23 protein-coding genes are annotated in these 25,448 nt (G+C 69.2%); 12 read left to right on the top strand and 11 right to left on the bottom strand.

Annotated elements, in window-relative coordinates:
- Position 1: 1 nt before the first annotated feature.
- Together Pka01_RS02690 and ppdK are read right to left on the bottom strand one after the other, a co-directional pair.
- Complete coding sequence (locus tag Pka01_RS02690; protein WP_239114664.1) at positions 2–1,813, bottom strand: M14 family metallopeptidase; 1,812 nt, start codon at positions 1,811–1,813, stop codon at positions 2–4.
- 188 nt (positions 1,814–2,001) lie between these two features.
- Positions 2,002–4,638 (bottom strand): pyruvate, phosphate dikinase, encoded by a 2,637-nt coding sequence (ppdK, locus tag Pka01_RS02695; protein WP_203880875.1) that lies wholly within the window; start codon positions 4,636–4,638, stop codon positions 2,002–2,004.
- A 353-nt stretch (positions 4,639–4,991) separates the two neighbouring features.
- On the opposite strand from ppdK, the gene Pka01_RS02700 reads away from it, so the two are divergent.
- A complete protein-coding gene (locus tag Pka01_RS02700; protein ID WP_203880876.1) occupies positions 4,992–6,470 on the top strand; it encodes an alpha/beta hydrolase in 1,479 nt (492 codons plus the stop codon).
- Positions 6,471–6,540: 70 nt separating this feature from the next.
- Here the strand turns inward: Pka01_RS02700 and Pka01_RS02705 are convergent, their stop codons facing one another.
- The 3 genes from Pka01_RS02705 to Pka01_RS02715 all read right to left on the bottom strand — a co-directional run bounded on the left by Pka01_RS02705 (position 6,541) and on the right by Pka01_RS02715 (position 9,209).
- Entirely contained in the window at positions 6,541–7,122 is a 582-nt protein-coding gene (locus Pka01_RS02705; protein ID WP_203880877.1) for an ATP-dependent Clp protease proteolytic subunit, read from the bottom strand.
- A 228-nt stretch (positions 7,123–7,350) separates the two neighbouring features.
- Positions 7,351–8,733, bottom strand: a complete 1,383-nt coding sequence (locus tag Pka01_RS02710) for a glycine--tRNA ligase (protein ID WP_203880878.1) — start codon at positions 8,731–8,733, stop codon at positions 7,351–7,353.
- Positions 8,734–8,885: 152 nt separating this feature from the next.
- Positions 8,886–9,209, bottom strand: coding sequence for an antibiotic biosynthesis monooxygenase family protein (locus tag Pka01_RS02715; protein WP_203880879.1), 324 nt, complete (start codon positions 9,207–9,209; stop codon positions 8,886–8,888).
- A gap of 68 nt (positions 9,210–9,277) precedes the next feature.
- Here Pka01_RS02715 and Pka01_RS02720 point away from each other — a divergent pair, with 68 nt between their 5' ends.
- The 3 genes from Pka01_RS02720 to Pka01_RS02730 all read left to right on the top strand — a co-directional run bounded on the left by Pka01_RS02720 (position 9,278) and on the right by Pka01_RS02730 (position 11,017).
- Positions 9,278–9,715 carry a DUF6703 family protein gene (locus Pka01_RS02720; protein WP_239114665.1) on the top strand — a complete coding sequence of 146 codons (438 nt, stop codon included), beginning with the start codon at positions 9,278–9,280 and terminating at the stop codon, positions 9,713–9,715.
- Positions 9,716–9,824: 109 nt separating this feature from the next.
- Positions 9,825–10,211 carry a Fur family transcriptional regulator gene (locus tag Pka01_RS02725; protein WP_203880880.1) on the top strand — a complete coding sequence of 129 codons (387 nt, stop codon included), beginning with the start codon at positions 9,825–9,827 and terminating at the stop codon, positions 10,209–10,211.
- A gap of 257 nt (positions 10,212–10,468) precedes the next feature.
- Positions 10,469–11,017 carry a CGNR zinc finger domain-containing protein gene (locus Pka01_RS02730; RefSeq protein ID WP_239114666.1) on the top strand — a complete coding sequence of 183 codons (549 nt, stop codon included), beginning with the start codon at positions 10,469–10,471 and terminating at the stop codon, positions 11,015–11,017.
- Between the two features lie 44 nt (positions 11,018–11,061).
- Here Pka01_RS02730 and Pka01_RS02735 read toward each other — a convergent pair whose 3' ends face one another.
- The gene (locus tag Pka01_RS02735) at positions 11,062–11,832 is read right to left on the bottom strand and encodes an isoprenyl transferase (protein ID WP_203880881.1); all 771 of its coding nucleotides are present in this window, start codon (positions 11,830–11,832) and stop codon (positions 11,062–11,064) included.
- A gap of 30 nt (positions 11,833–11,862) precedes the next feature.
- On the bottom strand, positions 11,863–12,696 hold the full coding sequence (gene recO, locus Pka01_RS02740) for a DNA repair protein RecO (protein WP_203880882.1): 834 nt from the start codon (positions 12,694–12,696) through the stop codon (positions 11,863–11,865).
- A gap of 266 nt (positions 12,697–12,962) precedes the next feature.
- Between recO and Pka01_RS41110 the strand changes: the two genes are divergently transcribed.
- The 4 genes from Pka01_RS41110 to Pka01_RS02760 are packed head-to-tail and all read left to right on the top strand — an operon-like array spanning position 12,963 to position 18,452.
- Entirely contained in the window at positions 12,963–14,537 is a 1,575-nt protein-coding gene (locus Pka01_RS41110) for a CDP-alcohol phosphatidyltransferase family protein (protein WP_203880883.1), read from the top strand.
- The gene (locus tag Pka01_RS41115; RefSeq protein ID WP_203880884.1) at positions 14,534–15,244 is read left to right on the top strand and encodes a DUF5941 domain-containing protein; all 711 of its coding nucleotides are present in this window, start codon (positions 14,534–14,536) and stop codon (positions 15,242–15,244) included. Before Pka01_RS41110 ends, Pka01_RS41115 begins: the two co-directional genes overlap by 4 nt.
- 29 nt (positions 15,245–15,273) lie before the next feature.
- The gene (locus Pka01_RS02755) at positions 15,274–16,665 is read left to right on the top strand and encodes a bifunctional cytidylyltransferase/SDR family oxidoreductase (protein WP_203880885.1); all 1,392 of its coding nucleotides are present in this window, start codon (positions 15,274–15,276) and stop codon (positions 16,663–16,665) included.
- A gap of 50 nt (positions 16,666–16,715) precedes the next feature.
- Positions 16,716–18,452 carry a CDP-glycerol glycerophosphotransferase family protein gene (locus Pka01_RS02760; protein WP_239114667.1) on the top strand — a complete coding sequence of 579 codons (1,737 nt, stop codon included), beginning with the start codon at positions 16,716–16,718 and terminating at the stop codon, positions 18,450–18,452.
- Between the two features lie 104 nt (positions 18,453–18,556).
- On the opposite strand, the gene Pka01_RS02765 is transcribed toward Pka01_RS02760, so the two are convergent.
- From Pka01_RS02765 to Pka01_RS02780, 4 genes are all read right to left on the bottom strand, one after another.
- The gene (locus tag Pka01_RS02765) at positions 18,557–19,114 is read right to left on the bottom strand and encodes an ATP-binding protein (RefSeq protein ID WP_203880887.1); all 558 of its coding nucleotides are present in this window, start codon (positions 19,112–19,114) and stop codon (positions 18,557–18,559) included.
- A gap of 216 nt (positions 19,115–19,330) precedes the next feature.
- On the bottom strand, positions 19,331–20,254 hold the full coding sequence (locus Pka01_RS02770; protein ID WP_239114668.1) for a LysR family transcriptional regulator: 924 nt from the start codon (positions 20,252–20,254) through the stop codon (positions 19,331–19,333).
- Positions 20,255–20,333: 79 nt separating this feature from the next.
- Positions 20,334–21,062 carry an ABC transporter permease gene (locus tag Pka01_RS02775; RefSeq protein ID WP_203880889.1) on the bottom strand — a complete coding sequence of 243 codons (729 nt, stop codon included), beginning with the start codon at positions 21,060–21,062 and terminating at the stop codon, positions 20,334–20,336.
- Positions 21,059–21,802: an ABC transporter ATP-binding protein gene (locus Pka01_RS02780; protein WP_203880890.1), complete on the bottom strand. Its 744-nt coding sequence runs from the start codon at positions 21,800–21,802 to the stop codon at positions 21,059–21,061. The genes Pka01_RS02775 and Pka01_RS02780 overlap by 4 nt, the downstream gene beginning before the upstream one ends.
- Before the next feature lie 65 nt (positions 21,803–21,867).
- Between Pka01_RS02780 and Pka01_RS02785 the strand changes: the two genes are divergently transcribed.
- The 4 genes from Pka01_RS02785 to rocD all read left to right on the top strand — a co-directional run bounded on the left by Pka01_RS02785 (position 21,868) and on the right by rocD (position 25,285).
- Complete coding sequence (locus Pka01_RS02785) at positions 21,868–22,566, top strand: TetR/AcrR family transcriptional regulator (RefSeq protein ID WP_203880891.1); 699 nt, start codon at positions 21,868–21,870, stop codon at positions 22,564–22,566.
- Positions 22,567–22,640: 74 nt separating this feature from the next.
- Entirely contained in the window at positions 22,641–23,090 is a 450-nt protein-coding gene (locus Pka01_RS02790; RefSeq protein WP_203880892.1) for an Lrp/AsnC family transcriptional regulator, read from the top strand.
- Positions 23,091–23,198: 108 nt separating this feature from the next.
- A complete protein-coding gene (gene ddaH, locus Pka01_RS02795; RefSeq protein WP_239114669.1) occupies positions 23,199–24,035 on the top strand; it encodes a dimethylargininase in 837 nt (278 codons plus the stop codon).
- Positions 24,032–25,285 (top strand): ornithine--oxo-acid transaminase, encoded by a 1,254-nt coding sequence (rocD, locus tag Pka01_RS02800; protein WP_373318086.1) that lies wholly within the window; start codon positions 24,032–24,034, stop codon positions 25,283–25,285. The genes ddaH and rocD overlap by 4 nt, the downstream gene beginning before the upstream one ends.
- Positions 25,286–25,448 lie beyond the last annotated feature (163 nt).

The raw sequence follows: 25,448 nt of genomic DNA on the forward strand, positions 1-25,448 counted from the left end.
GTCAGGACTGGGTGATCTTCACCTCGTCCACGCCGGCCTCCACGAGGCTGGCGCCGGAGGCGTCGGCGGCGTCCACCAGGATCCGCACCTGCTGCCCGGCGAATCCGCTGAGGGAGACGCTCGCCGTGCTCCAGGCGGCGTCCCGGTCCGTGGCGGCGCCGAGTTGCTGGAAGACGGTGCTCGTCGTGTTGCCCACGACGCGTACGCGCAGGTAGTCGGCGCTGGAGGAGTTGGACCCGTGGCCGAGGTACCACGAGAACGACAGGGTGAGCGTGCCCGACGAAGGAAGCGTGATCAACGGGGATCGGATCGAGGTCACGCCGCCGTCCACGTCGAAGTCTCCCGCGGCCGTGCCTGCCGAGGCGCCGGTGACGAGGTCGAAGCTCCCGCTCGCCGTGGTGCCCAGCTGCTTGGGCCCGCTTGAGTTGGTGTCGGCCGGGTTGGCCCGCTCCCAGGCTCCGGAGGTCGCCGTGTCGGTGCCGGAGGGGTTGGCGGTCCAGCCGCTCGCGGTCTCGAACGTGTCGGAGTAGACGGTGGTGGGCGCCGGCCCGCCGGTGCCGCAGTACGTCGACTCCTTCCCGATCACCCGGTAGACGCAGTCCGAGTACTCCAGCAACATGAGGACGGCCGCCTTGTTGCGCGCGGTCTGCGTCGCGATCTGCTCGTCGCCCGGGTAGAAGCCCGGGTTGTTCGCGACGGGGTACATCTCGAACGTGTAGCTGAAGATCTTCTGGTTGGCCCACAACCAGTCGTCGATCGAGCCGTCGGTGATGTAGAGGTCGCTCGCCTGCTCGGGGGTGTAGCCGTTGGTCGCCGCCATGTTCCTGCCGAGCGTGGCGAAGGCGTTCCTGTCGTCGGCCGTCAGGCCAGGCCCGGTGTCGGCGGTCGTGTACCCGTACGGCCACAACACGAGCTCGCCGTAGGTGTGGAAGTCGATGTTGGTCTTGATCTGCTGGACGCCGCCGACGACCCGGCTGCGCACCCAGTTAGCGGTGGCCCTCACCTCGGGGGACGACTCGGCCGCGGAACCGCGGTAGGTCTCGCTGGAGGTGCTGCCCGACGAGCCGCCACAGCAGCCCCAGTTGTAGCCCCAGTTGCGGTTGAGGTCGGTGCCGACGCTGGAGGAGCCGGAGTTGGGCTGGCGGTTCTTGCGCCAGGACCGGTACGACCCGGTCGCGACGTCGTACTCGCCGCCGTCCGGGTTGAGGTCGGGCAGGATCCAGATCTCACGCGTGTTCACGAGATTGGTGATCTGGCTGTCGCTGCCGTAGGAGTCGGTCAGCAGGTTCATCAGGTAGATCGCCATCTCGACGGTGAGATGCTCGCGGGCGTGCTGGTGGTGGGTGAACAGCACCTCGGGCTCGTTCTCGTCCGTGCCCACGTTGTCACTGATCTTGACGCCGATGAGCGCCCTTCCCTCATATGAGGTGCCGTAGGTGAACTTGCTCGCGATGGCCGGGTGATCGGCCACGAGCTGGTTCACCACGGCCGTCAGCTCGGCGTAGTTGTGATAGCCGGAGTCCGCCGGCGGGAAGTCCAGGGTGTGGACCTGCCCGTCGTCGGTCTCCGCGGGGAGCTCGGTCACGCTGAAGCCGAGCCTGCGGATGGCCTTGACCTCCTCGGTGTTGGCCGTGACCACCACGTTCCTGCCGTGGACCTCGTCGATCGCCGCACCCGTGCGCGCCACCGCGGAGCGCTGTGCGACGTTCGACGGGCCGTCGACCTGGTACTGCTTCGACGGGGGCGGCTCCGTGGCCGACGACGCCGGGGGGCCGGCCACGAGGACGGCCGCCAGGACCGTCAGGATGCTCAATGAAGGTAGGAACAGGCCTCTTCTCACTCCACGCCCTCCCTGAAGGTAGGTACGTAGAGTGATCAAACAGCTTCAGGCCAATCAAGAGCCGCCGGATCCACGGCCCCATTCCGTCAACCCTCCCGTCGTCCGGGACTTGCGACCAGGGCCTTCCACAGTGAATCCGGCGGATCTGTGGAACTTCACAATCAGCGGGTGTCGCTCTCCGGCGAGGCGAGTGCCGCCCGCCCGGCCTCAAGCCGCGCGACCGGCACGCGGAAGGGCGAGCAGGACACGTAGTCCAGGCCGATCTCGTGGCAGAAGTGCACACTGTCCGGATCGCCGCCGTGCTCTCCGCAGATGCCGAGCTTGAGTCCGGGCCGGGTACGCCGCCCCTCCTCCGCCGCGATCCGCATGAGCCGCCCGACGCCGTCCCTGTCGATCGACTCGAACGGTGAGACGCCGAAGATCCCGAGGTCGAGATACTTGCCGAAGAAGGCACTCTCGACGTCGTCGCGCGAGAAACCCCAGGTCATCTGGGTCAGGTCGTTGGTGCCGAAGGAGAAGAACTGAGCCGCCTCGGCGATCTGGCCGGCCGTCATGGCCGCCCGCGGCACCTCGATCATCGTGCCGATGAGGGCCTCGACACCCGTCTCCGCGAGGATCGCCTGAGCCTCCTCACGGACGATCTCCAACTCCTGCACGGCCCCCACCAGCGGGATCATGATCTCCGCGTGCCGGGCGCCCGTCCGCTTCACGGCCGCGGCGATCGCCCGCACCTGCATGGCGAACAGGCCGGGAATGACGAGGCCGAGCCGTACGCCGCGCAGGCCCAGCATCGGGTTCTGCTCGTGGAGCCGCTTCACCGCCTCCAGGAGCCTGCGGTCCTTGTCCCGCGCCTCGTCCCCGGCCAGGGCCACCCGGACCGACAGATCGGTGATGTCCGGGAGGAACTCGTGCAGGGGCGGGTCGATCAGCCTGATGGTCACGGGAAGCCCGTCCATGGCCTCGAACAGCCCGGAGAAGTCGGCGGTCTGCAGGGGTTCGAGCGCGTCGAGCGCGGCCTGCCGCTCCTCGGGCGTGACGGCCAGGATGAGGTCCTCGACGAGACGGCGCCGGTCGCCGAGGAACATGTGCTCGGTACGGCACAGCCCGATCCCCTGGGCTCCGAACCTCCTGGCCCTGGCGGCGTCCTCCGGCGTGTCGGCGTTGGCCCGCACCCCGAGGGCGCGCACGGAGTCGGCGTGGGCCATGATCCGGTCGACGGCGGCGACCAGCTCGTCGTCCGGGCCGCGCCCCTCGAAGTACTCCACCACGGGGGACGCGACGACCGGGACCTCGCCCAGGTACACGGCGCCGTCGCCGCCGTCGATGGAGATCACGTCGCCCTCCTCGACGACCGTGCCGTCCGAAGTGGTGAAGCGCCGGGCGGCGACGTCGACCTCGAGCTCCTCCGCGCCGCACACACAGGTCTTGCCCATGCCGCGGGCGACCACCGCGGCGTGCGACGTCTTGCCTCCCCGTGAGGTGAGGACGCCCTTCGCGGCGATCATGCCGGACAGGTCGTCGGGGTTGGTCTCCCGCCGCACGAGGATGACGTCCTCGCCGTGCCCGGCCAGTTCGACGGCCCTGGCGGAGGTGAACACCGCCTTGCCGACTGCGGCGCCCGGCGAGGCGTTCATGCCCGTCGTCAGCCGCCGGCCGTCCCCCTGCGTGGCGAAACGGGGGAACATGAGCTGGGCGAGCTGGTCGCCGGTCACCCGCGTGACGGCCTCGGCCATGTCGATCAGGCCCTCGTCGACCAGTTGGACCGCGATCCTGAACGCCGCCTCCGCGGTGCGCTTGCCGACCCGGGTCTGTAACATCCACAGCTTGCCGCGCTCGACCGTGAACTCGATGTCGCACAGGTCGCGGTAGTGGCCCTCCAGCGTCGCCATGATCTCGAGCAGCCGGCGGTAGGAGCCCGCGTCGATCCGCTCCAGCTCCTGCAGGGGCACGGTGTTGCGGATCCCCGCGACGACGTCCTCGCCCTGCGCGTTCTGGAGGTAGTCGCCGTAGACGCCTTGCTGTCCCGACCCGGGGTCCCTGGTGAACGCGACGCCGGTCCCCGAGTCCGCCCCGAGGTTTCCGAACACCATCGCGACCACGTTGACGGCGGTGCCGAGCCCGGAGGGGATGCGCTCCTGCCGCCGGTAGAGCACGGCCCTGGGCGCGTTCCACGAGTCGAAGACGGCTCTGATCGCGAGGTCCATCTGCTCGCGCGGGTCGGCGGGAAATTCGCGGCCGCTCTTGTCGCGGACGATGCCCTTGTACGTCTCGACGAGCCGCTGGAGGTCGGCGGCCTCGAGGTCGGTGTCCTCACGGGCGCCCTTGAGCTCGTCGATCGCGTTCTCGAACAGGTCGCCGTCGATGTCCAGCACGGTCTTGCCGAACATCTGGATCAGCCTGCGGTAGGAGTCCCACGCGAACCGCTCGTTGCCCGACTGCTTGGCCAGGCCGAGCACGGACTCGTCGTTGAGCCCGATGTTGAGGACCGTCTCCATCATGCCGGGCATGGAGAACTTCGCCCCGGACCGGACGCTGACGAGCAGGGGGTCGTCGGAGCCGCCCAGCCGCTTGGCCATCCGGGTCTCGAGGTCGGCGAGGTGAGCGGCCACCTCTCCGTCGAGGCCGTCCGGCATGCCGCCGTGAGCGAGGTAGTGGCGGCACGCCTCCGTCGTGATCGTGAAACCGGGGGGCACGGGGAGGCCGAGATTGGTCATTTCCGCCAGATTGGCACCCTTACCACCGAGCAGATCTTTGAGGTCCTTGTTGCCCTCGGTGAAGTCGTAAACGTACTTGGGCACGTGAGCTCCTTCGCGACTTCAAAATCCAACGCGCAGATGCCCGGACTCTACCGACAAAAAACAGTATGAAACATCACACCCCTCTCGATAAGCCATATGCCCAGGTAGGAAGGTATGTATAGGTCTAATCCACTGCATAGTCCCGCAAAAATCGATCGTTTTTTCCGCAGTACCGCGAGTGGTATAAACCAATTTCACGACAACCCCGATCATTCACCCCATGTTTCGACCGGGTTAATTGGTTTAGACCATTTCTCGGCGAGCGCCGTTTCCGGTGAGTCCGCTCACATCGCACGGGGGCGTACGGTATAAAGAAGTAACCCTCCCGATTCAACCGATTACGGAGGGTACACGTGTCGCGAAGGCTCTGGCGTGCCGCGCTGGCGGGGATCGTGGGTTTCTGCGCGGCGGGGCTCGGCGCGACAGGCTGCGGTTCCAAGGAGGTCGCCACAGCCGGGGCCACCCGCCTCGACCCTCTGGCGTGGACGCAGTGCGAGCAGGTCTCGACGTCCTCCGGGTTCGAGTGCGCGACGATGAACGTGCCGCTCGACTACGCGAAGCCCGACGGCGAGCAGATCGGCATCGCCCTGCTCCGCCTCAAGGCGACCGATCCCGGCAGCCGACTCGGCTCGCTCGTGTTCAACTTCGGCGGTCCGGGCGGCTCAGGCGTGACCACGCTGCTCAACGCGGCCTCCGCCTTCTCCGCCCTCGGCCGCCGCTACGACCTCGTCAGCTTCGACCCCCGCGGCGTGGACCGCAGCAGCGGGGTCAAGTGCCTCGACGACCGGCGGATGGACCAGTGGCTCGCCGAGGAGCCCAATCTGAACGCCGAGAAGGAACGCGACCTCGACGTCGAGTTCGCCAACGCCTGTTACCAGAGATCAGGGAAGGTCCTCCCGTACATCGGCACGGTCAACGCGGCGCGGGACATGGACATGCTCCGCACCGCGCTGGGCGACTCCCGGCTCAACTACTTCGGCTTCTCCTACGGCACCCATCTCGGCGCCGTCTACGCCACGCTCTTCCCCAGGAACGTGGGCCGGATGGTGCTCGACTCCGCGCTTGACCCCTCGGTGAACATGCTCGAGATGTCCAAGACCCAGGCGCTGGGCTTCCAGCTGGCCTACGAGGACTACCTGGCCGACTGCACGAAGACCAGGCAGAGCTGTCCGCTCGGCGCCGACAAGGCCGCGGCGAACGGCGCGGTCCTCGCCCTCCTCGACGACCTGGGCAACCGCCCCGTGAAGGTCGGGGACCGCGAGGTCACCGCGACGCTCGCCAGGACCGGCATCACGCAGGCCCTGTACAGCAGGCTGACCTGGCCCCTGCTCACCGACGCGCTGACCGACGCCAGGAAGGGCGATCCCGTCGGCCTGCTCGCCCTCGCCGACCAGTACGCGGGGCGCCAGCCGAACGGGACCTACTCGACGCTGCAGTCGTCGCTGCCGGCCATCCTCTGCGCGGACACGACCGAGCGCCCGACCGTCGGCCAGGCGAACGTCCTGGCGCGGCAGCTGCTGAAGCCCACCCCGATCTTCGCGGCCACCGCGGCCAGCGCGGGCATGTGCAGCGTCTGGCGGACGCCGGGCGAGGACACCAACAAGCACATCAACGCCACCGGATCGAACCCCATCGTCGTCGTCGGCGTCACCCACGACCCGGCCACGCCCTACCAGTGGGCGCCCAGGCTCGCCGACCAGCTGCGCACCGCCGTGCTGCTCACCCTGAACGGCGAGGGCCACGGCGCGTACGGCCAGAGCCCGTGCATCGACACGGCCGTCAACACCTATCTGAACGACGGCAAGGTCCCCGCCAACGGCCTCACCTGCTGATCAGCGCCGGCTCGATGCCCGGGCACCGGGATCGGGCCGGCGCAGAGGGTCAAAGCTGGTCGGGCACGGATCAGGTCGCCCGGGCCGCGGCGAGGCTCGCCACCACGTGGTCGACGATCCCGTAGTCCCTGGCCTCCTCCGCGGTGAACCAGCGGTCGCGGTCGGAGTCCTGCTCGATCCGCTCCAAGGGCTGGCCCGTGTGAGTGGCGATGCGCTCGGCCATCAGCTTCTTGGTGTAGCGCATCTGCTCGGCCTGGATCGCGATGTCGGCCGCGGTGCCGCCGATGCCGCCGAGGGGCTGGTGCATCACGATCCGGGCGTGCGGCAGGGCGTACCGCTTGCCCTGGGTGCCGGCGCAGAGCAGGAACTGCCCCATCGACGCGGCCAATCCCATCGCCACGGTGACGACGTCGTTCGGCACATATTGCATCACGTCGTAAATGGCCATCCCCGCCGACACCGAGCCGCCCGGCGAATTGATGTAGAGGCTGATGTCACGCCGCGAATCCTCGGCCGTCAGCAGGAGCAGCTCCGAACAGATCTTGTTGGCGATCTCGTCGTTCACCTCCTGGCCGAGAATGATGATGCGCTGGCCCAGCAGGCGGTCTCCCATCTGCTCCCTGCGCTCGCCCGGGCGTCCCTGGTCCGTCATGTGATCTCCCTGGTAGTGGCATCGTCCAGGTGACAGTAACGCCGGTTACCAGAGAAAAGCCCGATCTTTTCGCCGTGGGCACATTTCACTCTCAGCGCATACGCTTATAGCGAATCGGCTTTTTCCGAAGGCCCGTGAATGCGAAAGGCGCCTCCCCGGAATTCGGGAAGGCGCCTTTCGGCGTCTGCGAGCTCAGGCGATCGCTCAGTTGCTCGCTCAGCCGGTCGCTCAGTCGTTGAGGTGCTGGCGGAGGTAGGACTCCACCTGGTCGAGGGACACGCGCTGCTGGGCCATCGTGTCGCGCTCGCGGATCGTCACCGCCTGGTCCTGCAGGGTGTCGAAGTCGACCGTGATCGCGAACGGCGTGCCGATCTCGTCCTGGCGGCGGTAACGGCGGCCGATGGCGCCGGCGTCGTCGAAGTCCACGTTCCAGCGGCGGCGCAACTGCGCGGCCAGGTCGCGCGCCATCGGCGACAGGTCGGCGTTGCGCGACAGCGGCAGCACCGCGACCTTGACCGGCGCGAGCCGGTGGTCGAGGCGCATGACCGTGCGCTGCTCCATGACGCCCTTGGCGTTCGGCGCCTCGTCGACCGTGTAGGCGTCGAGGAGGAACGTCAGCGTGGCCCGGTCGACTCCGGCCGCGGGCTCGATGACGTACGGCACGTAGCGTTCGCCGGAATCCTGGTCGAAGAAGGACAGCTCCGCTCCGGAGGCCGCCGCGTGCGTCGACAGGTCGTAGTCGGTGCGGTTCGCGATGCCCTCGAGCTCGCCCCACTCGGTGCCGGTGAAGTTGAAGCGGTACTCGATGTCGACGGTCCGCTTGGAGTAGTGCGCGAGCTTGGTGTGCTCGAACAGGCGGAGGTTGTCCTTGTTGATGCCCAGGTCGACGTACCACCGCAGGCGCTCGTCGATCCAGTACTGGTGCCATTCCTCGTCGGTGCCCGGCTTGACGAAGAACTCCATCTCCATCTGCTCGAACTCGCGGGTGCGGAAGATGAAGTTGCCCGGCGTGATCTCGTTGCGGAACGACTTGCCGATCTGGCCGATGCCGAACGGGATCTTCTTGCGCGCCGACTGCTGCACGTTGAGGTAGTTGATGAAGATGCCCTGAGCCGTCTCCGGACGGAGATAGGCCAGGCCGGACTCGTCCTCGACCGCGCCGAGGTAGGTCTTCAGCAGGCCGCTGAACTGGCGGGGCTCGGTGAAGGCGCCCTTGGTGCCGCAGTTCGCGCACGTGATGTCGGCCAGGCCGTTCTCCGGCTCCTTGCCGCCGTGCTTCTCCTGGTACGCCTCGATCAGGTGGTCGGCACGGTACCGCTTGTGGCAGGACTGGCACTCCGTCAGCGGGTCGGTGAACTCCTTGACGTGGCCGCTGGCCTCCCAGACCTCACGGGCGAGGATCACCGAGGAGTCGAGGCCGACGACGTCGTCGCGGCCCTGCACCACGGCCTTCCACCACTCGCGCTTGACGTTGTTCTTGAGCTCGACTCCCAGGTGACCGTAGTCCCACGATGCCCGCAGACCCCCGTAGATCTCGCTCGACGGGAAGACCAGCCCCCGCCGCTTGGCGAGACTGACGATCGTTTCCAAGACGTCGGTGCGACGTGCCATCAGTGGAGCTCCATCCGGCTGGGTGTCGGCCCTGAGATCGGGTTGGGACGGATCGGGCGGTCCGGCGGGATCCCCACGCCGGAGGCGGCCGGCGAACCCCGGCACCTGCCCTGATCCGCAGTCAAGCTTAGGGGAATCCTCCGGCGGCTCGCTCAGGCGTTGCCCACAGTCCCTTCACGACTGCGCTCGGAATCTCCCGGCCGGCCGTCCACGATCTCGAACGCGCTCGGCTCGTTGATCATGAGGATCATGAGCGGGTACATCGCCATGCGGGCGGCCGACAGCGCCCTCCGGTAGAAGCCCGCGCCCTCCCACTCGGTGACCAGCGCCCAGAGCGCGGGCTCGTCCACGGATCTGCCGACCTGCCCGCGCACGTAGCCGGGCTGGGCCGCCAGCACGTCGAGGATCTCGCGCGCCCGCGCGGCGAACTCCTCCGTCTGGGCGTCGGGGACGGAGTAACGGATCAGGGCGAACATGCCGCCCAGGATGCCACCTGCCCGTGGCGGCGCGCCGAGCCGGGCGGGGAATGGCTAGGCTCGGGCCCGTGGGTAGCGAATCCGATCCGACGCGCGGCACCCCGGCTCCCGGCCGGAGGGTGCCGAGCCATCCCCTGGCGCGCAAGCCCGCCCCGGGAGCCAGGCCGGCGCGGCCGGTGAGGCGGCCGCTGCCGGCGGGCGAGCAGTTCTTCACGCCGGGGGCGACCGGCCTACGGCGCGCGGTCGAGCGCGCGAGCGCGGCTCCCCTGGTGTTCCTGTTCCAGCTGCCGCGCTGGCTCATGCCCATCGTGCTGGTGGTGTTGCTGCTGGTGGGACTGGCGGTGCCCGACTGGCGCGGCGGTATCGCCCTGCTCCCCGTGCTGGCCTTCGTGGTCTGGCTCGCCTACATGTCGTGGCCGTCGCTGGAACTGCGCGGCCGCCTGCTGCGCGCGGCGGTCCTGGCCTTCCTCGTCCTGTTCGCCTGCACCCGGTTCGGCCTCCTCTGAGCCCGCCGCGGGAGATGTGCGCGGCCTCGGCGCGTGCGGATCATGTATGGTTCGCGATCGGCTCCAGGGTCGGTAGATTCGAAGTGCAAGCCGTACACGGGAGTCCCTCATGAGTAAGAGCCGCGACGCCGTCCACGAGATCCTCCGGCAGAACACCGGGTTCCGGAGCGCTCAGGACGTGTTCACGGAGATGCGGGCCGACGGCGCCAAGATCGGCCTGACGACGGTGTACCGGGCGCTTCAGTCGCTGTGCGACGACGGCCGGGTCGACGTCCTGCGCAACGACGACGGCGAGTCCGTCTACCGCGCGTGCCAGAGCCAGGCCCACCACCACCATCTCGTCTGCCGCCACTGCGGGACCACGGTCGAGGTCGCGGGACCCGACGTCGAGCGATGGGCCGAGGTGGTCGGGGCCGAGCACGGCTTCACCCAGATCACCCACACCGTCGAGGTCTTCGGCACCTGCGCCTCGTGCACGGCGGCCATGAGCGACTGACGGCGGCGCGAGTCACCCCGTCAGCACGGTCGTCACCATGTCCGCCGTCACCATGTCACCGTCGCCGCTGTGTCCGCCGCTGTGTCCGCCGCTGGGCCCGCCTGCGCCCGCGGCCACCGCACACTGCCGCCGGGTGGCACCATTGCGGCGGCGTTGCGGTGGCGTTGCGAAGTCACTGCGAAATCACTGCGAATCGCCGCCGCGTCATTACGAGGCACCGATGCTGGGCACTACAGGCCACTGAAGAAGGAGATGCCGTGCCGTTCAGTCATGACATGGTGTACTCGCTGGCCACCGTGGTCGACCTGATCAACACCTCGCCCGAGGCCGGCGACCACGACGCGCTGGCCGACCTCGCGGACCTCGAGGCCTTCGTACGGCTGCGCCGGGTGAGCGGGGTGGCGGCCCTGACCCCGCAGGACCTCGCCGAGGTGGTGGAGCTCCGCCAGGCCTTCCATGCCGTCTTCACGGCGCCGGACCGCGCGACCGCGATCTCCCGGCTCAACACGCTGCTCGGCCGGACGAGGATCACGCCGAGCCTCACCGACCACGACGGCTTCCCGCTGCACGTCCACTACTTCGCGCCCGGCGCCTCGGTCGCCGAGCACCTCGCCGCCGACTGCGGCGTGGCCCTCGCCCACGTGCTGGTCGAGGACGAGTGGGAGCGGCTGCGCACCTGCGCGGCGCCCGACTGCTCCCACGTGTTCGTCGACGAGTCGCGCAACCGGTCCCGGGTCTACTGCGACAGCCGCACCTGCGGCAACCGCATCCACGTCGCCGCCTACCGGGCGCGCAGGAAAGCCTGAGCGCGAAAAGCCGCCCGGCCCGCCGGGGTCCTCCTGGAGCGGGATCAGACCGCGTTCGGGATCGCCCCGCCGTACCTTCTGTCGCGCTTGGCGAAGATCTCGCAGGCCTGCCACAGGTCGCGGCGGTCGAAGTCGGGCCACAGCTGGTTGAGGAAGACCATCTCGGCGTAGGCCGACTGCCACAACATGAAGTTCGACGTGCGCTGCTCGCCCGACGACCGGAGGAAGAGGTCGACCTCGGGGATCTCGGGCTCGTCGAGGTAGCGCGCGAAGATCTTCTCCGACACCTTGGCGGGGTTGACCCTGCCCGCGGCGATGTCCCGCGCGAGCTTCACGGCCGCGTCGACGATCTCGGCCCGGCCGCCGTAGTTGACGCAGAACTGCAGGGTCAGCGTGGAGTTGCCCACGGTCATGCGCTCGGCGTCCTCGAGCTCCTTGATCACGCTCTTCCACAGACGCCCCGGACGCCCGGCCCACCGGACCCGGACCCCCATTTCGTGCAACTGGTCCCGCCTGCGGCGGATCACGTCGCGGTTGAAGCCCATGAGGAAGCGGACCTCGTCCGGCGAGCGCTTCCAGTTCTCCGTGGAGAAGGCGTACGTCGACAGATAGGGGATGCCCAGTTCGATCGCGCCCTCGATGACGTCGAACAGCGACGCCTCTCCCATCTTGTGGCCCTCTGTCCTCGGCAACCCCCGGGCCTTGGCCCACCGGCCGTTGCCGTCCATGACGATCGCGACATGGCGTGGCACGAGATCACGGGGGATGGGAGGCGCGGTGGCACCCGACGGGTGCGGTGCAGGAGGACGGGCCATGTCATGAGCGTATTGGGTGCCGGACGGTCCTCATGCGCGTGAGATGTGCGGATCCTGTGCGGATTCCCACACTTCTCGCGCGCCTGGCTCCGCACCGTCCCGTACCCCGCCCGGCCGCCGGCCCGCCGGGTCCGCCTGGTCTCTCTCCACGTGCCGGAGAGACCGGATGCCGTGTTCCAGGTGCCACTGGAGGTAGGCGGCGACCAGGCCGCTGCACTCGGTGCGGTTGCGGGGTTCTGACGCGTCAGCCGCCTGCCAGTCGCCGCGCAGCAGCGCGATCATCAGTGCGATCGTCTCCGCCGAGGGCACGGCCGCTCCTGCGGGACGGCACGCGCCGCACACCACTCCGCCCGCCACGATCGCGAACGCGCGGACGGCCTCCGCCCCGCACCGGGCGCACTCCGACAGCGCGGGGGCGTACCCGGCGACCGCCAGCGAGCGGAGGAAATAGGCGTCGAGCACCAGCCGGGCCTCGTGCCCGCCCTCGACGAGCGTGCGCAGCCCTCCCACGAGCAGCAGGAACTGGCGCAGCGCCGGCTCCTTCTCCCCCACCGTCAGCCGGTCGGCCGTCTCCAGCATCGCGGTTCCGGCGGTGTAACGGGGGTAGTCAGAGACGAGAGCCTCGCCGTACGGACGGAGGGTCTCGACCTGAGTGATCACATCGAGCGACCTGCCCGTGTGCAGTTGCAGATCGACGTGAGAGAACGGCTCGAGTCTCGCCCCGAACCGCGACATCGTCTTGCGCACGCCCTTGGCGACGCCCCGGACCTTGCCCGTCCGCTTGGTGAGGACCGTGATGATGCGGTCGGCCTCACCCAGCTTCTGGGTCCGTAGCACGACGCCTTCATCCCGGTAGAGACTCACACGGCAATCGTAGGAGAGAGGGAAGGTTTGCGGGCGTTCACCGTCCGGTAAGGCAGTCTCAGCGACCAGAAATGGTGAAATTTCGGTAAGGATCCAGAGACGATGACAGGGTGAAAAGCCTTGTCAAGCTGGACATCAGGTGTACACACGGTAAACCTGGGACGCAACGACTTCACCGAAAGGTCACTAAGCTTTGACCTCCGGCGGACTCCCCCGCGCCGGACAAGCCGCTACGGCCTGGATCCCCCGCCATGTGAAAGGGTGCCATGACCCGCGTGGTCCTGCTGGGCTCGCCGCCCGGCCCGATCGGTTCATCCCAGCCAGGCGGCAGGGCCGTCCCCGCCACCGACCTCTCGCTGGCGTCCCAGCCGGGAGCGCCCACGGTGTACGCCAGGCTGCTGGAACAGCTCACCTCGCTGGACCCGCAACCGACGACGATCGCCCGGGCCGGCGACGCGGCGGCGTTCCGCGCGCACGCCGGGCAGGTCGTGGAGAGCCGGGATCTGGCCGGGGACCTGCGGGCGCTGGCCGACGTGGCCGAGGGGGCCGCGGAGAACCTGCTGATCATGCCGGCGGACTCCCTCGCCCACGACGAGCTGATCTACCAGCTCACCAAGACCAAGCGCGCCGCCATCGCCATGATCGTCTCGGCTCCCGACGCGGCCGACGAGGTGTCACCCGGCGAGGCCCGCCCGAAGATCGGCCGCGAGTCCCTTGAGGGGCTGCCGATGCGCACGCGTGTCGGCCTCGGCCGGGTCCTGTCCGTCGGCTCGGCCTACCACGCCGTCACCAGGCCCAATGCGGCACTGCTCGGCCCGCTGCACCTTCACCAGCGCCACACCGCCGTCCTCGCCGAGACCGCCCGTGAACTCGCCGACATGGCCCACCTGTTCGGGCCCGAGGACGACGTCACCGAACTGGTCGTGCTCGGCCTGGTCAGGAAGGGCGTCTCGGTCGGCCTCTACGAGCGGGCGGGCGAGTTCTACTCCCGCGTCCGCGACCAGCGGGAGGCCGACGAGGCGCAGATGGCGATGGCCGGCTACGACGAGGACCGGGTCCGCCTCGACAACGCGGTCAAGGGCGCGGACGGCTTCTTCACCACGTTCTTCGTCAGCACGTACTCCCGGTTCATCGCCAGGTGGGCGGCCCGCAGGGGGATGACGCCCAACCAGGTCACGCTGATCTCGATCGCTCTGGGGCTTCTGTCGGCGGGCGCCTTCGCCACCGGCACCCGCTGGGGCGCGGTCGCCGGGGCGGTGCTGATCTACTTCGCGTTCGTCTTCGACTGCGTCGACGGGCAGGTCGCCAGGTACGCCAGGAAGTTCGGCGTCCTCGGCGCCTGGCTTGACGCCACCTTCGACCGGTTCAAGGAGTACGCCGTCTTCGTCGGCCTGGCGGCCGGGGCCACCGTGTCGGGCCAGTTCGGCGATGGCGAGGGAGTGTGGACGCTGGCGCTGGTCGCGCTCGCCCTGCAGACCGGACGGCACCTGCTGGACTTCTCGTTCGGCGCGGCGAACCGGCGCAAGCCTCCGGCGCCGCTGCCGACCCTCAGCCTGACGGTCGCCGAGGACGACGCGCTGCGCAAGGAACTCGACCGGCGCAGAACCGTCAAGCGCGGCGGCGTCAGCGGCCTGCTCAAGTTCTGGACCGACGCCGGCCGGTTCCGGAGCGTGCACTGGGCCAGAAAGATGATCGTGTTCCCCATCGGCGAGCGTTTCGCCGCCATCGCGATCACCGCGGCCTTCTTCGATCCGCGTGTCACCTTCCTCACGTTGCTCGTCTGGGGCGGCGTGGCGGCCATCTACACCCTCACCGGACGTCTCCTGAGGTCTCTCGCATGATCACCCAGCCGCGTGTTCCCGCCGTCGCCGCCGATCCCGAGGAGGAGCAGCGCCGCGTGCAGACCCGGCGACTGCTCGCGTACCGCGACGACGGCCCCCTCGTCAGCGTCCTCAAGGAACGGATCGGCCGCGCTCTGCCTCCGATCCCGGCGATCCTCGTCGCGCTGGCCGCCGTGGTGGCCCTCGCGGTCACCGGCACGCTCAGCGACGGGCCGATCCTGCTCGTCCCCGTGCTGGCGGTCGTCGTCCTCGTCGTGCCGACCGGAGCCCGCGAGCATCTCGGCCGGTTCGACTGGCTGGCGCCGCCGCTGATCCGCGCGGTGGAGTTCGTCACGATCGTCCTGCTCGGGGTGGCCGAGGACACGCCCAAGTGGCTGATCTTCGTGCTCCTCTACATCGTGGGCTACCACACCTACGACACCGTCTACCGGACCCGGCAGGGCATCTGGCCTCCGGCCTGGGTCTTCATGGCGGGGCTCGGCTGGGAGGTACGCCTGCTGATCCTCGGCGTGGGCGCGGCCACGGGCACGCTCACGGTCGTGACCGCGATCCTGACCGCCTACCTCCTCGTGCTGTTCTCGGTTGAGAGCGTGCTCAGCTGGGTCCGCCTCGACAAGGCCTCCGCCCAGGCCAGGGCGGAGCAGGACCTGGAGCAGTCGCCGGAGGAAGCCGCAGAGGAGCTCACCGGCCGAGCCGACCGCAACTGACCGGGCGGCCCCGAGTCCGAAGAGGAGAGATGACTGTGGAAGAGCGCTTGCCCGTCGTGGGTGTGGTACTCGCGGGAGGCATCGGGCAGCGTGTCGGCCTGCGCACGCCCAAGCAACTGCTGAAGATCGCCGGAAAGCCGATCCTCGAGCACACGCTCGCCCTGTTCGACGGCGCGCCCGAGATCGACGAGATCCTCGTCGTCATGGCTCCGGGCCACACCGCCGACGCCGAGAAGATGGTCGCCCGCCTCGACAAGGGCGGCACGGTCATCGAGGGCGGCGCCAGCCGTACGGAATCGACCTGGCGGGCCCTGCAGGCGCTCGGCGACCGCGAGTGCAACGTCCTGCTGCACGACGCCGTACGGCCCTTACTCGAGCAGCGGATCGTCACAGAATGCGTCCGCGCGCTGGAGACCTACACCGGCGTCGACGTCGCGATCCCGAGCGCCGACACGGTGGTGGTGGCGGAACCGACGCCGGAAGGCGAGGTCATCCGGGAGATCCCGGACCGGGCGTTCCTCCGGCGCGGCCAGACGCCGCAGTGCTTCCGGCTGTCGGTGATCCGCGAGGCCTACCAGCGGGCGTTCGCCGACCCGGAGTTCCTGCTCCACCCGCCGACGGACGACTGCGGCGTGATGCTGAGGTACCTGCCGGACGAGCCGATCGCGATCGTCCCCGGCAGCGAGCACAACATGAAGGTGACCCACCCGCTCGACGTCTACCTGGCCGACAAGCTCTTCCAGCTCGGCAGCTCCGGAGCGCCGGCCGCCTCGCCGGAGGTGCTGCGCGCCGGCCTCGCAGGCAGGACCGTGGTCGTGTTCGGGGGCAGCTCCGGCATCGGCGCCGACGTCGCCGCGCTCGCCCGTGAACACGGCGCCGACGTCCACTGCTTCTCACGCACGCTGAACGGCGTCCGCGTGGAGGACGCGGCCTCGGTCGAGGCGGCGTTCGAGAAGGTGGGCGGGCCGATCGACTACGTCGTGAACACGGCCGGCGTGCTGCACACGGGCCGGCTCGCCGAACTCGACGACGCGACGGTCATCGAGGCGATGAACATCAACTACCTCGGTCCGATCAACGTGGCGCGCGCCGCCATCCCCTACCTTCGCGAGAGCAGCGGCCAGCTGCTGCTCTACACCTCCTCCTCCTACACCCGGGGACGGGCGACCTACAGCCTGTACTCCTCTGCCAAGGCCGCCGTGGTGAACCTGACCCAGGCCCTGGCGGACGAGTGGGCCGAGTTCGACGTCCGCGTCAACTGCATCAACCCCGAGCGGACCAGCACCCCCATGCGCCTGCGCGCGTTCGGCGAGGAGCCGGAAGGCACCCTGCTGACGTCGCGGGCCGTCGCGGAGACCTCCCTCGACGTGCTGGTCTCCGATCTCACAGGTCAGGTAATCGACGTCCGGATCCGCAGATAAGGGCCTTAATGCAAGCAAGCTCGTGGCGCGGCCGCGCAACCTCCGCCGCGTTGTTCCTCTCCTACCCGCTGCTCATGGTCACCGCGCTGTGGCCGCTGCCCTGGGCGTTCGTCGTCGTCGCGGCCGTCTCCTACCTGGCGGACAACCAGGTTCCACGGGTCACGCCGGCGCTCAACGAAATCCTGAGCAAGGTGCACCTGGGGGTCACCCTCCGCTTCGTGATCCGGGAGACCGCGACCCTCCTGCTGGCGGTGCGTGTCCTGGGGGCCGACTCCTCGTGGTTCATCGCGCTCGCGGCCGGGATGTTCCTGCTGCACGGTGCGCGTTCGGTGCAGACCACGCTCGCGTTCTACCTCAACCGCTGGGTCAACGTGCTGCCGGTGGTCACCCGCAACGTGGACCTGACGGCCCTGCGCATCCCGCCGCCGCCTCCCGCCGCACTCGTCAGCTACAAGGGCGCGCGGCTGCTCTACCTGGACATCCTCCCCGTGGGGGGCGCCGCCGTCGGTGTCGCGGCCGGTGTCTCCTGGCTCGGCGTCGCGGGCGCGGCGATCGCGCTTGCCGCCTGCGCCGGGTCCATCGTGGCCCTGCTCCCCCACTTCAGGCGGGCCGCGGTGCTGCGCGACCGCGACCGGGTGATCGAGCACGTGGACGAGCAGGTCCGCGCGTACGACCCGGAGGTCGCCCTCTACTTCTCCGGGTCGCTCGACTCCGCGTACCAGGCCTCGATGTGGCTGAACACGCTCGCCCGCATCGAGCGCCGGGCCATCGTCGTCCTGCGTGAGCGCGGCATGGTCGACAAGCTCGGCCCGACCACGCTGCCGGTGGTCTGCATCCCCTCCGGCACCGACCTGATGAACTTCCGCGGCCTCGACTCCATCCGGGTGACGCTGTTCGCCTCCAACGTCGGCAAGAACATCCACATGTTGCGCCTTCCCGGTCACCGCAGCGTGTTCATCGGGCACGGCGACAGCGACAAGGAGGCCTCGTTCAACCCGTTCACCAAGGTGTACGACAAGGTCTGGGTGGCCGGGCAGGCGGGCCGCGACCGCTACATCAAGGCGAACGTCGGTGTGCGCGACGAGGACGTCGACGAGGTCGGCCGTCCGCAGCTCGCCGGGATCTCCACCACCCGTCCCGGCGGGTCGCAGCAGACCGTCCTGTACGCCCCCACCTGGGAGGGCTGGCAGGACGACCTGTTCCACACCTCGATCATCACGATGGGCCCCAAGATCGTGAAGGCGCTGCTGAAGTCCGGCGTCCGGGTGATCTACAAGCCCCACCCGCTGACCGGGCACCGCGACCCGGCCGCCGGCTCCGCCCACAGGAAGGTCATGTCGCTGCTCGCCGCCGCCGGCGGGAACCACAGGACCGTGACGGGCCCGGAGCCCCACCTCTACGAGTGCTTCAACGAGGCCGACCTGCTGATCAGCGACATCTCCAGCGTGGTCGCCGACTTCCTCGCCAGCGGCAAGCCGTACGTCGTCACCAACGTCGCCGGGCGCCCCGACGAGGAGTTCAAGGAGCGCTACCCCAGCGCGGACGCCGCGTACCTGCTGGGGCCCGCCCTGCGCGAGCTGCCTGAGATCATCGCGGAGCTCGGCAGGGACGAGGACGCCATGGCAGGGGCACGGCGCAAGCTGAAGACGTACCTGCTCGGCCCGGACCAGCCGGACGCCATGACCCGTTTCAACGCGGCCGTCAACGCCCTGTACGACCAGGCGGCGGAGAGAGCGGCCGCAGCGGCCTCGAGCCAGGCTACGGATCAGGTGGAGAGCCGGAAGTAGAACCAGGGCTGAGAAAGGCGCCGGGGTGCGATCCACCCCGGCGCCGTCGTGTTGGCGCCTGATCCCGGCAGACCAGAACAGACCCGGAAAGACCCGGATGACCGCTATGAGGCGCGGGCTTCGAACAGCGCCCAGACGACCTTGCCCCCGCCGCCGTTTCCGCTGATCTCACCGTTTCCGAAGTCGCCCCCGCCGTTTCCGCTGCCGCCGATGAGGATCCATCCCCAGGTGGTGGTCAGCGCTTCGACCAGGTGCAGCCCCCGCCCGGTCTCGGACAGGTCGCCTCCCGTGGCCGGCGCCGGGATGCGCTCACTCGAGTCGCGGACGGCACAGCCGACGTGAAACCGGTGGTTCACCAGCCGGAGCTGTATGGGCGGTCCGGCCGAGATATCGGCGCGGGCATGCCTGAGGGCGTTGGTGACCAGTTCGGAGACCACGAGTTGGGCGTCGTCGATGAGGCACGGGAAGCCCCACTGGTCGAGCGTCGTGGCGGTGAAGTCACGGGCGACGGCCGCCGAAGTGACTCTCCCCTGAAGGGTGCACGTGGCCGAAAGCGGAGCCGGAGACGGGACGGGCAGGTCAACGACGTCGTCCCGTTCGAACATCGAGGTCAACCATGGAGGCGCCGCCGCGGCTCCAGGGCCTGCCAGGTCTGCGGTCATCGCCAATCCCTCAGGTCGTCACCCACTGCATGATGTGATTAACCCTGTCGCGCTGTATCTTGCCCTGTACCTTGCGTGTGCAAGCGCGTGTGCACGTGCAAATGTTGCCAGTGGGCGATTTTCCCCTGAGGCGGCCGAAACCCGTCGCTCCCCCGCCCGCACGATCACGGTGGGTGACCGGAGAGGCCGGGCCGGCCACCGGCTCGGGGGGCCGAATCAGTCATCGGCGAGTGCGGTGAAGAACTCCTGGCAGGTCTCGGTGAAGGCGCTCGCCCTGGCGGTCGGCCGTACTCCGCGCACGGAGGCGAGCACGACGTCGAGCGGCGGCACCTCGTCCCGAATCGGCACGCAGACCACCTGACCACCGTCGTAGGTCTGGTCGGTCATGGCCCGCTGGTTGAGTATCGAGTAACCGTGCCCGCCCGCCACCAGCGACCGCGCCGTCTCGTAACTCGAGGTGCGGAACCGCACCCGCGGCTCGGCCGCGGCCGCGTACAGCGTGCGGAAGTAGTCGCGGCTGCGTGGCAGATCGAGCAGGATCATGGGCTCGGATGCCAGGTCGGCCAGGGACACCGCGTCGGCTCCTGCCAGGGGATGCCCCGGCGCCAGCAGCACGTACGGCCTGGCCCGGGTCAGCGGCTGGACGTCGAGGTCAAGAGCGAGATCGATCGCGTAGACCAGAGCCACCTCGCACCGCCCGTCGAGCAGGGCGCTCTCCATCGCGGAGACCTCCCCCTCCGCAACGGTGACCCGCACCCCCGGATGTCGCACGGAGAACTCCCGCAACAGCCGTGACAGGTAGAAGGGCGCCAGCGTCGTGACGCACCCGATGGCGAGCTCGCCCGTGAGCGAGCCCGCCAGTCCCCGGGCGGACGCGGCGAGCGCGGCCGCGTGGGAGAGGAACTCGCGCGCCTCGACGAGGAAACGCTCACCGGAACGGGTCAGCGACAGTCCTCTGGCGTGATGGCGGATCAGGAGCTGCACGCCGAGCTCGCGCTCGACCTGGGCGATGGCGGCGGAGATCGCCGACTGCGCCACCATCAGCTCCCTGCTGGCAGCGGTCATGCTGCCGAGCTCGGCCGCCGTTACGAAGTAACGCAGCTGGACGAGGGTGAAGTTGACGTCCGCCACGCAACCCATTGTGACCGCCGCGGTCCTTCCCGGCTCCGGAACCCCCAGGTGCGCGGCCACGAATTGCCTGAACCGTTCCAGCCCTTGATCAGGTGTTTTCCCGTTGGTACACCTTCGTACCGATCGTGAACCCCACGGCGACGAACACCAGTGTCACCAGGACTCCCCACAACACCGTGGGTGACGTAGGGGGACCGGCGAACAGCGCGCGCAGCGCCTCGACGGCGTAGCGGAACGGAGTGAACCTGGACACCACGTCGAGCCACGCCGGGGCGAGGGACATGGGGAGCAGGGCGCCGGAGAGCAACATCAGCGGGATCACCAACGTCGACATGACAGGGGCGAACAGCTCCATCCTGATCGTCAGCGCCGCCGCGTACGACAGGGCGGCCATCCCGATGGAGAGCACGGTGATCAGCAGCAGGCCGAGGACGACGCCCACCGGCTCCGCGCGCATCCCGAACGCGTAGCCCAGCACGATGATCCCGGCCGCCTGAATCAGCAGGACGACGCTGTCCTTGAGCACCCGGCCGAGCAGCAGCGTCGACCGTGCGGCGGGCGTGACCCGCAGGCGTTCGAGCACTCCGAACCGCTGGTCGAAGACGACGCCGAACCCGACGAGCCCGGAGCTCATCAGGGCGAGCTGGACGAGGAGGCCGGGCACCAGGGTGTCCCAGGAGCCGACTCCGCTGCGCGAGAACAGCGGGCCGAAGATCACCAGGTAGAACAGCGGCTGGATCGCGCCGAAGACGATCGCGAACCTGTTCGCGAAGCTGGTGCGCAGGTAGTGGCCGGTGAGGGCGGCGAGGGCGGTCACGCGGCGGCTCCCTCACGGAGCTCACGGCCGGTGACCGCGAGGAAGACCTCGTCGAGCGTGCCCGCGTCGTGGGCGGCCTTGAGCTCGGCAGGTGTGCCGGACGCCACGATTGTGCCGTCGTCGATGATGAGGATCCTGTCGCACAGGGCGTCGGCCTCCTCCAGGTAGTGCGTGGTGAGGAAGACCGTCATCCCGGATTCCGCACGGAGCCTGCGGACGTGGCCCCACAGGTTCGTACGGCTCTGCGGGTCGAGCCCCGTGGTCGGCTCGTCCAGGAAGAGCAGCTCCGGCCGGTGGAGCAGGCCCATGGCGATGTCCACCCGCCGCTTCTGGCCGCCGGACAGCTGGCCGGCGGTGCGTTTCTCGCCACCGGCGAGGTCGAGCTCCTCCAGCAGCCGCGTGACCCGCTCCCGGGCCTCGGACCGGCTCAGGCCGTACAGGCGGGCCTGGAGGACGAGCTCCTCCCCCACCCCGGAGAACGGGCCGACGGTGCCGCCCTGGGCGACGTAGCCGATCCGGCGCCGTACCCCCGCGGGATCGGTGAACAGGTCGCAATCGGCGACCGTCGCGGTGCCCGACGTGGGGCGCAGCAGGGTGGTGAGCATGCGGAGCGTCGTCGTCTTACCGGCGCCGTTGGGGCCGACGAACCCGACGATCTCTCCCTTTGAGACGTCGATGTCGACGCCGCGGACCGCCTCGACGGCGCCGAACGATCTGGTGAGCCCTCTGACATGAATCATGATTGGTAGAGTAACACCAAATTTGGGGTCACTGAAAAATTGTTGTGCCCACTAGAATCTGCCGTATGAGTGGTGCGGAAGAGGGACTGCGGGAGCGGAAGAAGCGGGAGACGCGCCAGCGGATCGCCGACATCGCGATGGGCCTGTTCCTGCAGCGCGGGTTCGACAACGTCACCGTCGCCGAGGTCGCCAGGGCCGCCGACGTGTCCGTGAACACCGTCTTCAACTACTTCACGACGAAGGAAGACCTGTTCCTCGACCGCAGCGACGAGGTCGAGAGCCTGCCGAGGAAGGTCATCGAGGAGCGCAGGCCCGGCGAGACGGCCGTCCAGGCGCTGCGGCGCGACTTCTTCGACGCCCTCGACACCGGCGACTGGCGCTACGGGATGCACGAGGGCAGCGACATGTTCGCGCGCCGCGTCCGGGAGAGCCCGTCCCTGTCAGCGCGCCTCGTCCTGCTGGACTACAACCGGGAGGAACAGTTCGCGAAGGCACTCGCCGACGCGACGGACGCCGACCCGGACGACCTCACGCCATGGCTGGTAGCGAGCCAGATGAACGCGACGCTCCGCACCCTTAGCCGGCGTTTCACGATGCGCCAGATGGCCGGCGAGGACACCGGCAGGGTCCTCGAGGACATCCGGCTGGACGCCCGGCAGGCGTTCGAACTTCTGGAGAACGGCGTGGGCGACTACGCCCTGCGCCGGGCCGGGGACGCCGGGGCGCAAAGCGAGGAGATCGCCCCGGATCGGGTCCAGACCTGAAGATCGCTGGGACACGGGCCCCGGGGACGCATGCGATCGCCGCGCCGGGCCCGGAGCCCGGTATACAGGTCCACGTGAAGTTGGACGAGCTGGATCGCACCATCATCCGGGCCCTGGTCGAGGACGCCCGTGCTACATATGCCGAAATAGGCTCTCAGGTCGGGTTGTCCGCTCCAGCGGTCAAGCGGCGGGTCGACCGGCTGGTCGCCACCGGCGCGATCACGGGATTCAGCGCGAGAATCGCTCCGTCGGCGCTCGGCTGGACGACCGAGGCCTACGTCGAGTTGTTCTGCCGCGGCAAGACCTCCCCCGCCGAGATCGCCGCGGCCGCCGCGCGGCACCCCGAGGTCATCTCGGCCTGCACGGTGACCGGCGAGGCCGACGCCCTCCTGCACATCCGGGCGACCGACGTGCGGGATGTGGAGCGCATCATCGAGCGCCTCGCGGCCGAGCCGTTCGTCGTCCGGACCAAGAGCGCGATCGTGCTCTCGCGACTCGTTAACGGATCACCGCAAATGGGCTGAAGGACGCAATCAATCCACGCCAAGGCGCAACGCGCACCGATTGGCCTGGTCTTTCGGCGTTTCTACGCTAAGGGGACCGATGACCGGTTTTCCGCATGGAGTGCCTGAATGACCACACCCTTGGCCGTGGCGACGAACAGTGAACGAGCCGGTACGGCCCGGCACTACCTGATGTGCCGCCCCGAGTTCTTCTCCGTCTCGTACGCCATCAACCCGTGGATGGACCCGTTGGCGGGGGCCGACACGGCGACAGCCGTACGGCAGTGGGAGGGTCTCCGGGAGGCCTACCAGAGCCTGGGGCACACGGTCGACCTGATCGACCCGATCCCCGGCCTGCCCGACATGGTGTTCGCCGCCAACGGGGCGCTGGTCGCCGACGGGCGCGTCTACGGCGCGCGGTTCACGCACGCGGAGCGGGCGGCAGAGGGACCCGCCTACCTGCGGTGGTTCGCCGACCGCGGCTACGAGACGCTGGAGGCGTCGTTCACCAACGAGGGTGAGGGCGACTACCTGACCCTCGACGAGATGATCCTCGCCGGTACCGGCTTCCGCACCGACGTGGCGGCGCACATGGAGGCCCAGGAGTTCCTCGGCCGTCCCGTGGTCACGCTGCGGCTGGTCGACCCGCGGTTCTACCACCTCGACACGGCGCTGTTCCCGCTCGACGGGCACAACGTGGCCTACTACCCCGAGGCGTTCTCCGCGGGCAGCCGGCGGGTGCTCGAGCGGCTGTTCCCCGACGCCGTCATCGCCGAGGCCGCCGACGCGGAGGTCCTCGGTCTCAACGCCGTCAGCGACGGACGGCACGTCGTCATCAACGCCGAGGCGAAGAAGCTGTCGGTGGAGCTGGAGAACCGCGGCTACGAGGTCGTCCCCGTCGACCTCAGCGAGCTGCGCAAGGCCGGCGGCGGCCCCAAGTGCTGCACCCTGGAGATCCGCCGATGAGCGCGCCGGCGAACGTGCCCATGAGCACCGAGGACCTCATCCGCCTCGGCGAGAGCCGCAGCGCACACAACTACCACCCGCTGCCCGTGGTCCTGCGGTCGGCGGAGGGCGCCTGGGTGACCGACGTCGAGGGCAAGCGCTATCTCGACTGCCTCGCCGGCTACTCGTCGCTGAACTTCGGCCACGGCAACCCGGCGATCATCGCCGCCGCCCGCGAGCAGCTCGACCGGCTCACACTCACCAGCCGTGCGTTCCTGCACGACCAGTTCGCGACGTTCGTCTCCCGCCTGGCCGACCTGTGCGGCAAGGACATGGTCCTGCCCATGAACACCGGCGCCGAGGCCGTCGAGACCGCGATCAAGGTCGCCCGCAAGTGGGGCTACGAGGTCAAGGGCGTGCCCGCCGACCAGGCCAACATCATCGTCATGGAGGACAACTTCCACGGGCGTACGACGACGATCGTCGGCTTCTCCACCGACCCGGACGCGCGGGGCGGTTTCGGCCCGTTCACGCCCGGATTCCGAATCGTGAAGTACGGCTCGGTCGAAGCGATCAGGGAGGCCGTCGACGAAAACACGGTGGCCGTCCTCATCGAGCCCATTCAAGGCGAGGCGGGCGTACTCGTGCCGCCGGACGGATACCTGACGGCTGTGCGGGAGATCTGCTCGGACAACGACGTCCTGCTCATCGCCGACGAGATCCAGTCGGGCCTCGGCCGCACGGGCGACACCTTCGCCTGCGACCACGAAGGGGTCGTCCCGGACATGTACGTCCTCGGGAAGGCCCTGGGCGGCGGCGTCGTCCCCGTCTCCGCCGTGGCGGCGAACGCCGACATCCTGGGCGTGCTCAAGCCCGGCCAACACGGCTCGACGTTCGGCGGCAACCCCCTGGCGTGCGCGGTCGGCAACGCCGTCATCTCGTTGCTGGGCACGGGCGAGTACCAGACGCGGGCCCGCGAGCTCGGCGCGTTCCTCCACGCGCGGCTCCGCGAGCTGACCGTCCCCGGTGCCGGCGGGTTCGCGCCTGTCGTCGCCGTACGCGGTCGCGGCCTGTGGGCGGGCGTCGACATCGACCCCTCCCTCGCCACCGGCCGCGAGGTCAGCGAGGCGCTCATGCGCCGGGGTGTGCTGGCCAAGGACACCCACGGCTCCACGATCCGGCTTGCTCCGCCCATCGTCGTGACCGAAGAGGATCTCGGCTGGGCGGTCGACCAGCTCGCCGCCGTGCTGCTCGAGCTCGCGAATCGCTAAAGCGAGGCGCTCAGGCTCTTTCGCGGCGCGCCGCTGATTCGGGAGTGGCGGCGCAGGCCGCACCGCAGGGCAAGCCCTGTCGCGGCGCCCGCTGGACTGATGTGCCGGCGGGCGCCGTGGCGTGTCCGCCGGGCGGAGGCGATTGATGACCGTTTCGGTTTCG

It is taken from the genome of Planotetraspora kaengkrachanensis (assembly GCF_016862895.1).
Taxonomy (GTDB): domain Bacteria; phylum Actinomycetota; class Actinomycetes; order Streptosporangiales; family Streptosporangiaceae; genus Planotetraspora; species Planotetraspora kaengkrachanensis.